The organism is Novosphingobium sp. ERN07 (assembly GCF_012641335.1).
Classification (GTDB): domain Bacteria; phylum Pseudomonadota; class Alphaproteobacteria; order Sphingomonadales; family Sphingomonadaceae; genus Novosphingobium.
The window spans coordinates 1-13193 of the sequence record NZ_JABAID010000005.1; the positions used below are offsets into that span (position 1 = coordinate 1).

Below are 13193 nucleotides of genomic sequence, written 5' to 3' on the forward strand. Positions count from 1 at the left end.
GAAAACAGGCTGCGTGGGTGCATCAAACCTCTCCGTCCAATGCCCCGAATGAATCACAGCAAAGACCTCAACGCGAGGAGTTTTTGCGGGTGTCCATCTCTATCGAGGACATGCGCTTTGGTTTCCTGCGATGCCGCTTTGGCAGGATAGATGATCAGCAGACCATGCTGGATCAGGATTCATCTTCCGAAGCCGACGATACTGGCCGTTGCAGAGCACGAGGATGGCGCCAGCGGGCAGAGGACTCGATGATGGTCATGTGCCCGCCGCAGCATCGAAAGGGTGGACGATAGTCGGGAGGTTTGCCGGGCTCCGGCTCTTCTATGAGCAAAGGGACGCCCTGTAGCCTGGAGGCGAGTACCATAGCGTCCTTGCGCGTTGAACTGACGAGCAGCCCGTAATGCCGGATGCGATGAAAGCCACGCGGCACAACGTGGATAAGGAAGCGGCAGATGAACTCGCGCGTCACCAGCGTCGTGACTTGCTGGCGTTCCGCAGCAGCGCGGCGGTATACCTTGCAACGGAACGCCACGCCGCCCTGATCGAAGCCGAGGAAGCCCCGGTTCGAGATAGCGGCGCGGGGATATTGCGCGAGAGATAGGCCAGTACTTCCTTTGGCAAGCCAAGGGTGGCTTAGCACAGACCACAGCCAACGCCTTTTCCAGATGGACGATATATGCCGCAGGAACGCTTTGCGCATGGCCAAGCCTGACAAGACGTTGCAGAAGGCAAGCTTGCCAGCATCGAACGACACTCGCACGCCTGGAGAGGGAAGGACGCCGGAGTGAGGCGCGCTCGGGCCAAAGCTCAACTCTAACGAAGAGCTCAACTGCGCGGGGGTACTTCAAAGCAAGCGTCACTCCCGCGCCAGCGGGTTCGTACATCTTCCACACTTGGTCAGCCGCGCCTTCAATGAGTTTTCATGCCCGGGACGCCAGTGATACCCTGATTTCCCAGTTTTCATCTTCATCTGGTATGGCGCGCAACTTCGGGACGAAAATGACGCGGGTCATGGCTTCTCAACGGTCAAGTTTGGTTGCGAGTATGACCGAGCTGGTGGTGCGTTCGATGCCTTCGAGCAGGCCGATGATATCGATCAAAGCGTTCAGTTGCGCGCTGTCTTCCGCCTCAAGCATCGCAATGATGTCGTATTCACCGCTGATGGCGTGGATCGACTGAACCTGCGGAAGGCGCGCTAGCCCGGCTTCAACTTCGCTGCGATGGCGCGGCAAGGTCTTGATCATGGTGTGGGCGCGGATTTTGCCTGCGACATAAGCATTGCCAAGCCGCACCGTATAGCCAGCCACAATGCCTTCTTCCTCGAGCCGAGCCAGCCGCGAATAGATTTGACCGCGAGAAATGCCGAGTTCCTTGGACAACTGCGCGATGGTCTGCCGCGCATCATCACGCAATCGAGCTAGCAGGCGCTCATCAGTTTCGTCTAACGAGGCAGCGCGAGGCATGGTCCGCCCTCCCCTTAACGTCACCTGCTTAGCGCTTCGTCGGCGAAGATCGCTGTTTGCGGGACCATCCCGGCGGCAACCGTGCCACGATACATCCCCAGATCGTTTATGGCAAAGGCTGGCTTGCCGTCCGGCCCCATAGCGATCAAACCGCCGTCCCCGCCAATTGCCCCCACAGCGGCAATCGTCGCCTGCGCTGCGGTGCCGAGGCTTTCGCTTTTCCATGCCACGCGATCGCAGACCTGACGGGCCGCGCTTTCACGGATAAAGTATTCACCCGATCCGGTGGCAGAGACGGCGCAGCGCCCGTTGCTAGCATAAGTGCCCGCGCCGATGATGGGGGAATCACCTACGCGGTTCCACCGCTTGCCGGTCATCCCCCCGGTTGAGGTCGCTGCGGCAAGGTTGCCTTCGCCATCTAGCGCGACCGCCCCCACTGTGCCGAAAAGATGTGTGGGATCGAGTACGGCCTGATGCGATTCACGCCATTTCAGCAATTGCTGCCAGCGCTCTTCGGTGCGGAACCACGAAGGCGGGACTTGCTCCAGCCCCTGAAGCACAGAAAAGCTGTCCGCTCCCGCACCGGTCAGCATGACATGCGGCGATTTTTCCATGACGGCACGGGCCAGATCGACGGGATGGCGCGTGCGCGTGACGCCTGCGACGGCTCCGGCCTTCAGCGTCCGCCCATCCATGATGGCGGCGTCAAGTTCGTTACGGCCTTCTGCGGTAAACACAGCGCCGCGCCCGGCGTTAAATAACGGATTGTCTTCAAGCACGCGCACTGCCGCCGCAACGGCATCCAGCGCAGTACCATTTGCCGACAGTACCGCCGAGCCTGCATTGAGCGCTGCGTTCAGCCCGGCGCGATAGGCCTTCTCCTTTTCCGGTGAGAGCGTTTGCCGTTCGATCACGCCCGCACCACCGTGGATGGCGAGCGACCATGCAGGCACGACGGCGATCTCTCCGGCGCGTGCGGCATAGATGCGCTCAAACACCGGACCATCGACCTTGCCAGAAGGCAGATGCACGCGAGAATTCTTGTCGGCTACCGTCACTTTGACACGCGGCGCATCGAGCGGCCCCTTGCCGTCTACCTGCATCAGCCCGGCACCGTCTACCACCCAGGCATAGCCATCGGGGGCTGTGGCATGAACCCGGCCCGTGCCGTCCGGCTCCACCGCCAGCGCAGCACTTTCATCTATGCCAAGCCCGATCATCGCAGGCTGACCCTTCCGATCCTGCTGCCCTTTGGCAAGAAAGGCAAACAGGCGGCCGAGGCGATCCCGCTCCTTGAAATGGGAATCGGTAATCACACCCTTCAGCGTGGCAAGATGCAGGAAATCGGCTTCGATGGTGTTTGCCGCCCCCAATGGCGCGACCAAGGCTTCGGGGCTTTTCAGGCTGCCATCATCCATCGCGCCATAAAGCTTTTCGCCCAGCATGGCGAGGCCAGCACTGGTCCCGCCAAGCGGCCTTCCTGCGGCAACGTGTGCGTCGATAATCTCGTTTACCGGCGTGCCACGCCAGAAGCGGACATAGCGCGATTGATCGCCACCCGCGATGAAAATGCCGTCCGCCTTGCGCAGACTGGCAAGGATGCGCGGGGTAAACGCCTGCGAACGCGCGTGGAAAACGAAGATCTCTACGGACTGGACGCCGCCCACTTCGTTGAAGAACTCCTCACCGATCTCGCGCCCGTAGGACGCGCTGAGGACCACGATATGCCCGCCACCCGCCTTGGCGAAAAACCATTTGAGAGCATCCACGTTACGATCACCGCCGCCCATCAGCAGCAATCCGCCTGAAACCGGCCTCGGCGTGGGTGTGCCAGTCTTGCCGAAAACATAGTGTTCATAGCGCTGTTCGCTTGCGGATTTCGCATTTGCGGGAGCGCAGGCGAAAGCAAACGCTGCCAGTGCCAAAGCGAACAATCGGGCGACGTAAACGAGCATTGGCTTCTCCTTGCGCGACGGACGAATCCGGCGCCTTGATGGCGAATGTTACATTTTGAACACGATAAAGGACAATATGTTTTGCAAGAGAGGCATAATGATTGAAAGATCATGCAAGTTCTGGTCATGCACCAGCAACAGCGGGATTCGTGCGTGCGCTGTGCGCACTTCGGCAACAGGGGGTCTAGATGACGGGATTTGCAGGTCGTGCGCGGCGTATCATCCGGGGATTGAGCATCTGCGGAACGATCCTTGCCTGCCCGGCACTGGCACAGGATGAAGGCGCAGCGCCATCGGAAACGGAGGCCAGCGCCATTGTCGTCACAGGTTCACGCATTCCCACGATCCGCGATCAAGGCCCCTCGCCCGTTACGACGATCACGGCGGACACGATCCGCGCCAACGGCTATACCAGTGTGCCCGAACTACTGGCCGCGATGACGCAGAACAGCGGTGAAACGCAAAGCCCGCAGTCTGGCAGCAGCGCAGATTTCACGCCCGGCGCGCAGCAGGTCGATCTGCGCGGGCTTGGCCCGAACCACACACTGGTGCTGATCAACGGCCGCCGGATTGCCGATTTTCCACTGCCCTATATCGGTCGCAGCAACTTTACCGACATTTCGAACATCCCCGTCAGCCTGATCGAACGGGTGGAAATCCTGAGTGGCGCGGGATCAGCCATCTACGGGTCGGATGCCATTGCCGGCGTTGTGAACTTCAAGATGAAGGAAAAGCTAGACGGCGTGACGCTGGATTACCGGCACGGACGGACAGAGCACGGTGGTGGCAATTCGCAGCGCTTCACTGCAACGGGCGGTTTTTCGCTCGGCCGTCTCAGCTTCGTCGGCGGGATCGAATATCTCGATCAAAGCCCGCTCTGGGGCTATCAGCGCAGCATCCAGAACAGCACTGACGACAATCCGGTCAACACCACCGCCCGCCGCACATTCTATCGGGCGGACGAAAATGTCGACTACATCGATCCGCCGACAGGAGCCTGCACGGCACTGTCGGGCCTCAATCTCGGTTCGGTCGGCCTGTTCAACCGCCCTCGCTATGGCGACTTCTGCGGCAGCAAGGCCTCAATCGGCTATGGCACCATCATTTCCGCGCGTAAGGGCTTCAACAGCTTTGGAACGCTGACCTATGATGTAGGCGACGATACCAAGCTGTTCACCGATTTTCAGTTCGGCATCAGCAACGTCAAGCTGATGTATGACGTGACAAGTTGGGCCTATGAAAGTTCGTCGAGCAGCGCGGACAACTATTTCTACAACAGCTTCACCGATCAGTATGAAGACTGGGGACGCCAGTTCACCCCGGAGGAAACCGGCGGCTTCGAAATGCAGCGCACGCGGCAAACCACGTTCAGCATCACGCCGGGCATTCGCGGCAAGCTAGGCACGGCGTGGAACTATGAAGTGTCGCTCAACTACAGCCGCTACGGATCGACCGTGCGCTGGCCGCAAATCGTGGCAAGCAAGGCCAACACGCTCTTCCTTGGTGCGCAGCAGGGTGTGAACGAGGACGGCTATGCCATCTTCAATGCCAATCCCGCACGCCTCTACACCGCGCTGACCCGTGCCGAGTATGTCAGCATTTCAGCCGATACCGTCTATCGTCCCTATAGCTGGACCAGCAATGCGCAGGCCACGCTGACCAACGGCGAACTGTTCCAGCTTCCTGCTGGGCCGGTGGGTTTTGCCGCCGTCGCGGAATACGGCAAGCAGGGCTACAACCTGCGCCCCGATCCGCTGGCGCTAACCGACTATTACTATAGCTGGAAGGACAGCGACGGTAAGGGATCGCGCACGCACGCGGCGATCGGTGGCGAAGTGCGCGTTCCGCTGGCGTCGATCGTTTCGGTCAATGGCGCAGGCCGCTACGATACTTTCGGCTTTGCGGACCGCAACGTGGGCAAGTTCACCTACAACCTTGGCGCGGAACTGCGCCCGGTGGGAAGCATGTTGTTCCGCGCAGCCTATGGCACCGCCTTCCGCGCGCCCGACCTGCACTATGTGTTCACCGGCCCCGGAAACCTGCAAAGCAGCGTTGACGACTACTATCTGTGCGGCGTGGAAGAGCCCGACGTAGACGTGGGCGATTGCACCTATTCCGGTACCGGGGTGGTGGTAAACCGCACCGGCAACCGCAACCTGAACGCTGAAACGGGCAAATCGCTGACGGCAGGCTTCGTGTTTGCGCCATCGGCCAATTTCCAGTTCACCGTCGATTACTTCCGCGTCACGCTGGATAATCAGGTCGATGATCTCAGCATCGATACGCTGGCTCGCACCGAAGCTGATTGCCGCCTTGGCACCTCGTCATCGCTCACGCCCACATCGCCCACCTGCATTGATGCGTTCTCGCGCATTACCCGCTTTACCAGCGGATCGCTAGCAGGGCAGATTTCGTCGATCCGCGTGAATCCCATCAACATCGCGCGCGAACGCACCAGCGGCGTGGACTTCTCGTTCCGCGGTTCGCTGCCCACCCCGGTTGGCCGGTTCACGCTGAACCTGTCGCATAGCCACGTGCTGGACCACACCTTCATTCAGTATCCCGGCGATCCGGCAATCGACAAGATGGCGGTGGACAGCGGCTACTACCTGCCGCGCGACAAGTCGAATGGCAGCATTACATGGGAAACCGATGCGTTGCAGTTCACCGTTTCGGGCACGCGGCTTGGCAAGCTGCCGAACTATGATGAGGATGCCTTCATCAAGGCCAGCTACCTGTTCAACGCAACGCTGCAGGCCGATATGACCGATCGCCTGCGCGCTTCGCTGACTATCCGCAACTTGTTGGATACGATGCCGGTGAAAGATCCCACCTGGTCGGGCTATCCCTACTACAACGCAAGCTGGTTCGACAGCACGGGCCGCTCGGTCTTCATGCAACTGACCTACAAGATCGGCGGATCGCCGCTCTGAATTGCCGGACCGGTAGCGACGATCGTTGCTACCGGTCCCGACCAGTAGGCTAAATGCGAGCCTGCACCAGTGTGAATGCGAAGCCGCCAGCTTCGGCCGTCTCGGCCGTGATGCTACTGTGCCCCAGCGCTGACACGAGCAAGGCCAGACCGGAACGGGGTATGGCGCTGGAGCCGCGATCGAACCATTAGAAAAAGCACTGCTCGTCGCCACGGTTGAGACTGGGGCCGTTGTCTCTGATCCGCAATGCAATGTTTTGTGCATCAGCGGTTAGGCAGATTTCAATCCGGCTGCCTTGCGACGTAATCTTCACAGCATTTTCAAGAAGGGTGCGCATTGCAATGGCAGCGGCCGTTTCGGCTCCCCGCATCGTTGCACCGTCTACCATTTTCGCATTCAAACTGATCGACTTGGCCGAAGCAAACGTCAATATTTCTGCTGTGATATGATTGACGCAGGCTCCGAAATCGAAAGTCGCGCCGTCCAACGAGCACGATCCGGATATTGTCTTCGACCGAGAAATGGCTACGCGTCTGCCGCCGGATAGCCTTCACAATCCGCTCGGCAGGCGCCTTGGTCGGCGACCTTTTTAATGAAGGTTGGAGCTTCATCTTCGTTCCTGCGTCACAACGACGATACCCCAACCCTCGTTAATCACAACGTCAAATCTGTGCCATTGGTGCTGACGGCGGGCACTGCCGGTGATGCAAAATGACGAACGCCTTTGGCCGCTGGGAAAGTCGCGCTATTTCTGAAGTCAGAGCACGTTCAGTGGCATCGCTGAGGCATTTTGCCCTATACCCACGGCTCGTGTTACGAAAAACGCGATCAGGGAGAGAGCACAGTGGCCCGGTCACCCAGCATGTCGAGCCTTCGCCTGTTCCTGCTGGTCGCACGGACATGCAGCTTCAGTGAAACTGCGCGCATCGCCAACCTTTCGCAACCCGCGCTGAGCCGCACGATCAAGTTGCTCGAAGAAGACCTTGGCGTTCGTCTGTTCGATCGCAATTCGCGCAACGTGATGCTGACCGATGCGGGCGCTGCACTCGTGCCCATCGTCGAGCGCCTGACGGCAGACTTCGATATGGCATTTCGGGAATTGGACCAGACGTTCAGCGGGGAACGCGGGCGCGTGGTGGTCGGCGCTTTGCCATCGGTGGCGGCAGACTTCCTGCCCAAGGCGATTGCGCGCTTCCTGCAAACCCGTTCGCGGGTGGAAGTGATCGTGCGGGAAAACCTGACGGGCGGCTTGCTGCAGAACCTGCAGGATCGCTCGATAGACATCTCCATCACGATCCCGCCTGCTGGCACATCGGCAATCCGCTTCGAGCCGATGTTCGAGGACGAATATGTGCTGGTTTGTCGGCCGGACGATCTTGCCACCATTCCCGATCCTGCACCGTGGCATATTTTCACCCAGCACCCCTTTATCGCGATGGAGCCGCGCAGCAGCGTTCGGATGATGACCGACAGTGTGTTTGCAGCGGCGGGCATCGATGCACCGGCTCGTTTTGAATGCGCACAACTCGCAACCGTTGGCGGGTTGATCGGTGAAGGGCTTGGGATTTCACTGCTTCCCCGATCCACTTTACCCTTGATGGCGGTGGGCAAACAGATTTCCTGGCGAACCACGCAAGCACCAATCGCCTCGCGCACCATCGGGATATGCACGCTGGCCGACCGAACCTTGGCTCCGGCAACCGAGGCATTCCGGCGTTTGCTGCTGGAAATGGCGGTCGATGCAAAATTCTGATCAATCGATCAGGTAACTCTAATTGTTGGATTGATGCACTTGCGGCATGAACCGTGTGAACGGCGTTTCAGCCACGGGAGAGTGATCGAATGCTGCTGGTGGTGATTGCGCTGGCAACGCTGTTGCTGCTGCTTGCAGCGATCCTTTCGAACCGGGTGTCGCCGCTTGTCGCGCTAATTCTCATTCCCAGCCTTGCCGCGCTGGCGCTGGGCCAAGGCAATATGGTGCCCGATTACGTGATAAAGGGCATCGGCCAGATTGCACCGATCGCCGGCATGTTCGTTTTCGCGATCCTGTTCTTTGGCATCATGACCGACGTTGGGCTGCTCGCGCCGCTGGTAGGCGGCATCCTGAAACTGGTGGGTCGGCGGCCTTCACGGATTACCGTTGGCACGGCAGCACTGGCCCTGCTGATTCATCTGGATGGCTCAGGCGCGGTCTGTTTCCTTGTTACCATACCAGCGCTGCGCCCGTTGTATGACGAACTCGGCATGGACCGCCGCGTACTGGCCTGCACTGCGTCAATGGCGGCTGGCGTGAATTTTCTGCCGTGGACGGGGCCAACAGTGCGCGCGGCAGCATCGCTCAAACTCTCCGTCAGCGAGATTTTCACACCGCTGATATGGGTGCAACTGGTGGGGCTGGTGTTCGTCTTTGCCGCTTCATGGTATCTGGGATTTCGTGAAGAACGCAGGCTGGGACTTGCTCACGCTGCCGCTGACGATGCGGGAGAACCGCCAGCCATTGCGGCCCGCCACGCCGGTGACCCCGCCAACCTTCGTCCGCGCCTGTTCCCGGCCAATCTGTTGCTGACGCTGGCGGTTGTGGCGCTGATGGTCAGCGGCGTAGCAGAACCGGTGGTGGTGTTCATGCTTGGCACTGCAATTGCGCTGGCGCTGAACTACCCCGCGCCTGCACAGCAGCGCGCGCGGGTAGAGGCTCACGCCCCTGCGGCAATGCTGATGGTGGGCGTGCTGCTGGCGGCGGGTGCCTTTACGGGAATCTTCAACGGCACCGGCATGATCAAGGCACTGGCTGATGCCAGTGTGGCGCTGGTTCCCGAAAGCTTTGGACCACATATCCCTGTGATCCTTGCCAGCGTGGCCATGCCGCTCAGCCTAGTGTTTGATCCCGACAGCTTCTATTTCGGGGTTCTACCGGTGATTGCTGAAGTGGCCGGGCACTATGGCGTAGCGCCGGTAAAGGTCGCACAGGCCGCACTGCTGGGGCAGATGACCACTGGCTTCCCGGTCAGCCCCCTCACCCCGGCGACCTTCCTCGTCGCAGGTCTCAGCGGCATCGAACTTGGCGCACATCAGCGCTTTTCGATCCCGTGGCTTTTTGGCGCATCGCTGGTGATGACCGGCGCAGCCACGCTTTTCGGAGTTTTTGCGGCATGAACGGGCGGCGCATCCGCATCGGTTCGGGGGCAGGCTTTTCGGGCGACAGGATCGAACCCGCAATCGAACTTCTGGAACATGGGCAGCTCGATTATCTGGCCTTCGAATGCCTTGCCGAAAGGACCATCGGGCTTGCGCAGGCCGCGCGGCAGATTAATCCCGGTGGCGGCTTTGACCCGCTGCTGGAAGCACGGATGCGCGCGGCCATGCCAATCGCCCGGCAAAACGGCGTGCGCATGATCAGCAACATGGGCGCGGCCAACCCGCTGGCGGCAGCCCGCGCCACCACACAGATCGCGCGCGAACTGAGGCTGACGGGCTACCGCACCGCAGCCGTGCTGGGCGATGACGTGCTCGATCTGATCATGGCGCACGATTTTCCGCTGATCGACCGCGAAGGGACGAGCCGCGATCTGGGCAATGCGGTGGTTTCCGCCAATGCCTATCTTGGCGTTGAAGGCATCGTCGCCGCGCTGGGCATGGGCGCAGACACCGTACTTACCGGTCGCGTCTGCGATCCGGCGCTCTTCCTGGCCCCGCTGGTTCATGCGTTCGGCTGGTCGATGGAAGATTGGAACCGGCTGGGACAGGGCACGATGATCGGCCATCTGCTGGAATGCGCAGGCCAACTGTGCGGAGGCTATTTTGCCGATCCCGGCGTAAAGGATGTGGCAGATCTGGCCCGGCTGGGCTTCCCGTTTGCCGATGTGGACGAACAGGGGCTTGCCACGTTCGGCAAGCTGGCAAGTTCTGGCGGCGCGTTGACCGAAGCGACCTGCAAGGAACAACTGCTCTACGAAATCCTCGACCCTGCCGCCTACCTGCAAGCCGATGTTATTGCCGATTTCACCGGCGTGCGCATTGCTGCGCAAGGCCCTGATCGTGTGGAAGCTGCTGGCGCTATGGGCAGCCCGCGTCCCGATACGCTCAAGGTTTCCATCTGCTATGAAGACGGGTTCATTGGCGAAGGGCAGATTTCCTATGCCGGGCCGGGCGCGGTGGAGCGCGGCAGGTTGGCACTGGATATCGTGCGCGAACGGCTACGGATGCGCGGTATGGATACCGGCGCGATGCAGTTCGACCTGATCGGAATCGATGCAGTGGACCGCCGTGCATCCACTGGCTCCTGCGCCCCACGAGAGGTACGCGCCCGTGTGGCGGGCCGGGCCGATACGCTACACCTTGCCGAAAGCATTGGGGCCGAAGTCGATGCACTTTACACCAACGGTCCGATGGGCGGCGGTGGGGTCAGCCGTTCAGCGCGCAAAGTTCTAGCCGTGGCATCGACGCTGATCAATCGCGATCTGGCCTGCCCTCGCGTTGAAATAGAGGTGGCCTGACATGATCCTTCGCGACATCGCGCATGTGCGCACGGGCGATAAGGGTGACACATCGCAAATCGCGGTCTTTGCATGGCGGGCAGAGGACTATCCGCTGCTGATGCGCACGGTTACCGCAGCGCGCATCAGCCAGCATCTGCCGCACCTTGTCTGCCGCCGGATCGAACGGTTCGAACTGCCGGGACTAAACGCGCTCAACTTCGTGCTCGAAGGCGCACTTGCGGGGGGCGTGACCCGTTCGTTGGCGCTGGACCCGCACGGCAAGACGCTGGGTGCGCAACTTCTCGACATGCCAATCGATGGAGAATGCCTGTGACCGTGAACCGTGGGCGCTTTATGGCGGTTGCCGGGCTTTCAGCAATGGCGCTGGCGTACGCAGGTCATGCTTCGGCAAAGGTGAATCGTATCGTCGTCGATACGGTCACGCCTGCCGAAAAGGTGGCCGATGCGCCGAACTATGAAATCGTTTCCGGCCATTTCGAAGGAACGCTCGATCCGCGCCTGCCTGCCAACGCAGTGATAACCGACATCGCCCACGCGCCGCGCGATGCCGCAGGGCTGGTGCATTACAGCGCGACATTTCGCCTTGCACGTCCGGTCGATCCGGCAAAGGCAAGCGGCGTGCTGTTCTATGACGTGCCCAATCGCGGCAACTTCATGATCAGTGCAGACCCTGACGGCCACGTTCGATTGGTTAGCGGATGGCAAGGCGATCTGCCCACCGATGCAGGATTGCAAACCGCGACCGTGCCGGTGGCGAAGGGCAAGAATGGCAAATCCCTGACCGGGCCGGTGCTTGTGCGCTTTCAAAACATTGCCGCAGGAACGCGCAGTGCAGCCATCACCGGCAGCATTGGTCGCCCTACACCTCGACCAGAACCCGTCTCGCTAGACACACGCAAGGCCAGATTGTTCTACCAGACGCCCGGCAGCGCCGCGCGTCATGCCATCTCGTCACGCGACTGGGCCTTTGCCGACTGCATGGACAAGCCCTTTCCCGGCACGCCCGATCCACACAAGCTGTGCCTGCGCGAAGGGTTTGATCCGACGCGTGCCTATACGCTGGTCTATACCGGCAAAGACCCGCTGGTGCTTGGCATTGGCTTTGCCGCCACGCGTGATCTGGTTGCCCATTTGCGCCATGCGCCGGATGACGTGGCGCGGGCAGTGCGCTGGACGGTTGCCAGCGGCACATCGCAATCGGGCAATTTTCTCAAGAGTTTCGTCAACCTAGGCTTCAACGCCGATGAAACCGGGCGCATCGTTTTCGACGGGATCAATCCCAACATCGCCGCGCGTCAGGTTCCGCTCAACCTTCGCTTCGGCGTGCCAGGCGGGGCGGCCCGCGCGTTCGAGCCGGGCAGCGAAGGCACATTGTGGTGGTCCCCCTATAACGACAAGGTGCGCGGACTTGGCACAACCAGCCTGCTTGATCGCTGCACGCTGACCAACACCTGCCCCAAAGTGATCGAGACATTCGGGTCGGCCGAATTCTGGGGCCTGCGCATGGCACCGGGCCTTGTCGGCACCGATGCGGCGGCTGACGTGCCCCTGCCCGCCAATGTGCGCCGCTATTACTTTCCCAGCGTGACGCACGGCGGATCATGGACTGGAGGCTTCAAGCCTGCGGGCGATGGTCCGGTGCCGGGGTGCCGATTGCCGGGCAACCCCAACCCTTCGCTGGAAAGCCTGCGCGCGAGCCAGGCCATGCTGGTGGATTGGGTGCGCAGCGGTGCAGAACCTAAGCCCAGCGCCTATCCCACGATTGCAGACGGCGATCTGGTACGAGCAGATGCGCAGGCGATGGGCTGGCCCGATGTGCCCGGAACGCCCGATCCCTCACGGATGCTGAACGTGATGCCGAACTACAATTTCGGCAAGGGTTTGCGCCACCGCGATGTCAGCGGAGTGTTGACGACGGTGCCCCCGGAACAGCGCGGCACGATCCCGCAACTCGTGCCGCGCGTAAACGCCGATGGCAACGAGACATCGGGCATCGCTTCGGTGCAGTTGCAGGTTCCGCTAGGCACCTATCTCGGCTGGAACGAGGCCACGTCGGGCTTCGATGCAGGTGGCGGATGCAGCTTTATCGGCGGCTTCGTCCCGTTTGCACGCACTCGCGCCGAGCGTCAGGCCAGTGGCGACCTACGCCTTTCGCTTGAAGAACGCTATGGCGATCACGCAGGTTTCATGGCGCAAGTGCGCAAGGCTGTGGAACGGCAGCAGGCGGCAGGGTGGCTCCTGCCCCGCGATGCCGAACGGCTGCTGCGGCAGGCCGAACAGAGCGATGTGTTGCGCTGAGAACGATCAATAGCAATTCCTGATCAATCGATCAGAAACTTGTATTTC

General features: G+C 60.8%; 10 protein-coding genes and 1 pseudogene. 7 read left to right on the forward strand and 4 right to left on the reverse strand.

The genetic code is table 11. The features are described from left to right. The coding region (locus HGI47_RS22655; protein ID WP_240950121.1) for a hypothetical protein at positions 1 to 293 on the forward strand (293 nt) is incomplete at its 5' end. 143 nt (positions 294 to 436) lie between these two features. On the opposite strand, the pseudogene HGI47_RS22660 reads toward HGI47_RS22655, so the two are convergent. From HGI47_RS22660 to HGI47_RS08795, 3 genes and pseudogenes are all read right to left on the reverse strand, one after another. Next, a pseudogene (locus tag HGI47_RS22660) lies at positions 437 to 700 on the reverse strand (transposase); the annotation flags it as partial. A 319-nt stretch (positions 701 to 1019) separates the two neighbouring features. Continuing rightward, the gene (locus tag HGI47_RS08790; protein WP_168852377.1) at positions 1020 to 1463 is read right to left on the reverse strand and encodes an Lrp/AsnC family transcriptional regulator; all 444 of its coding nucleotides are present in this window, start codon (positions 1461 to 1463) and stop codon (positions 1020 to 1022) included. A gap of 20 nt (positions 1464 to 1483) precedes the next feature. Further along, the gene (locus HGI47_RS08795; RefSeq protein ID WP_168852378.1) at positions 1484 to 3418 is read right to left on the reverse strand and encodes an isoaspartyl peptidase/L-asparaginase; all 1935 of its coding nucleotides are present in this window, start codon (positions 3416 to 3418) and stop codon (positions 1484 to 1486) included. A 188-nt stretch (positions 3419 to 3606) separates the two neighbouring features. Between HGI47_RS08795 and HGI47_RS08800 the strand changes: the two genes are divergently transcribed. Beyond that, on the forward strand, positions 3607 to 6351 hold the full coding sequence (locus tag HGI47_RS08800; protein ID WP_168852379.1) for a TonB-dependent siderophore receptor: 2745 nt from the start codon (positions 3607 to 3609) through the stop codon (positions 6349 to 6351). 187 nt (positions 6352 to 6538) lie between these two features. Here HGI47_RS08800 and HGI47_RS08805 read toward each other — a convergent pair whose 3' ends face one another. Continuing rightward, a complete protein-coding gene (locus tag HGI47_RS08805) occupies positions 6539 to 6739 on the reverse strand; it encodes an ATP-binding protein (protein WP_370521667.1) in 201 nt (66 codons plus the stop codon). A gap of 456 nt (positions 6740 to 7195) precedes the next feature. On the opposite strand from HGI47_RS08805, the gene HGI47_RS08810 reads away from it, so the two are divergent. The 5 genes from HGI47_RS08810 to HGI47_RS08830 all read left to right on the forward strand — a co-directional run bounded on the left by HGI47_RS08810 (position 7196) and on the right by HGI47_RS08830 (position 13145). Continuing rightward, on the forward strand, positions 7196 to 8104 hold the full coding sequence (locus tag HGI47_RS08810) for a LysR family transcriptional regulator (RefSeq protein ID WP_168852381.1): 909 nt from the start codon (positions 7196 to 7198) through the stop codon (positions 8102 to 8104). Positions 8105 to 8193: 89 nt separating this feature from the next. Next, a complete protein-coding gene (locus HGI47_RS08815; protein WP_206066086.1) occupies positions 8194 to 9504 on the forward strand; it encodes a CitMHS family transporter in 1311 nt (436 codons plus the stop codon). Next, positions 9501 to 10844 (forward strand): acyclic terpene utilization AtuA family protein, encoded by a 1344-nt coding sequence (locus HGI47_RS08820; protein WP_168852382.1) that lies wholly within the window; start codon positions 9501 to 9503, stop codon positions 10842 to 10844. The genes HGI47_RS08815 and HGI47_RS08820 overlap by 4 nt, the downstream gene beginning before the upstream one ends. A gap of 1 nt (position 10845) precedes the next feature. Further along, entirely contained in the window at positions 10846 to 11160 is a 315-nt protein-coding gene (locus tag HGI47_RS08825) for a hypothetical protein (protein WP_168852383.1), read from the forward strand. Beyond that, complete coding sequence (locus HGI47_RS08830; protein ID WP_168852384.1) at positions 11157 to 13145, forward strand: alpha/beta hydrolase domain-containing protein; 1989 nt, start codon at positions 11157 to 11159, stop codon at positions 13143 to 13145. The genes HGI47_RS08825 and HGI47_RS08830 overlap by 4 nt, the downstream gene beginning before the upstream one ends. Positions 13146 to 13193: the final 48 nt, after the last annotated feature.

Excerpts from the sequence above, each read along its gene's own strand:
- HGI47_RS08820 (WP_168852382.1), top strand. The coding sequence starts at position 9,501 with ATGAACGGGCGGCGCATCCGCATCGGTTCGGGGGCAGGCTTTTCGGGC.
- HGI47_RS08805 (WP_370521667.1), bottom strand. The coding sequence starts at position 6,739 with ATGGTAGACGGTGCAACGATGCGGGGAGCCGAAACGGCCGCTGCCATT.
- HGI47_RS08800 (WP_168852379.1), top strand. The coding sequence starts at position 3,607 with ATGACGGGATTTGCAGGTCGTGCGCGGCGTATCATCCGGGGATTGAGC.
- HGI47_RS08795 (WP_168852378.1), bottom strand. The coding sequence starts at position 3,418 with ATGCTCGTTTACGTCGCCCGATTGTTCGCTTTGGCACTGGCAGCGTTT.
- HGI47_RS08815 (WP_206066086.1), top strand. The coding sequence starts at position 8,194 with ATGCTGCTGGTGGTGATTGCGCTGGCAACGCTGTTGCTGCTGCTTGCA.
- HGI47_RS08790 (WP_168852377.1), bottom strand. The coding sequence starts at position 1,463 with ATGCCTCGCGCTGCCTCGTTAGACGAAACTGATGAGCGCCTGCTAGCT.
- HGI47_RS08825 (WP_168852383.1), top strand. The coding sequence starts at position 10,846 with ATGATCCTTCGCGACATCGCGCATGTGCGCACGGGCGATAAGGGTGAC.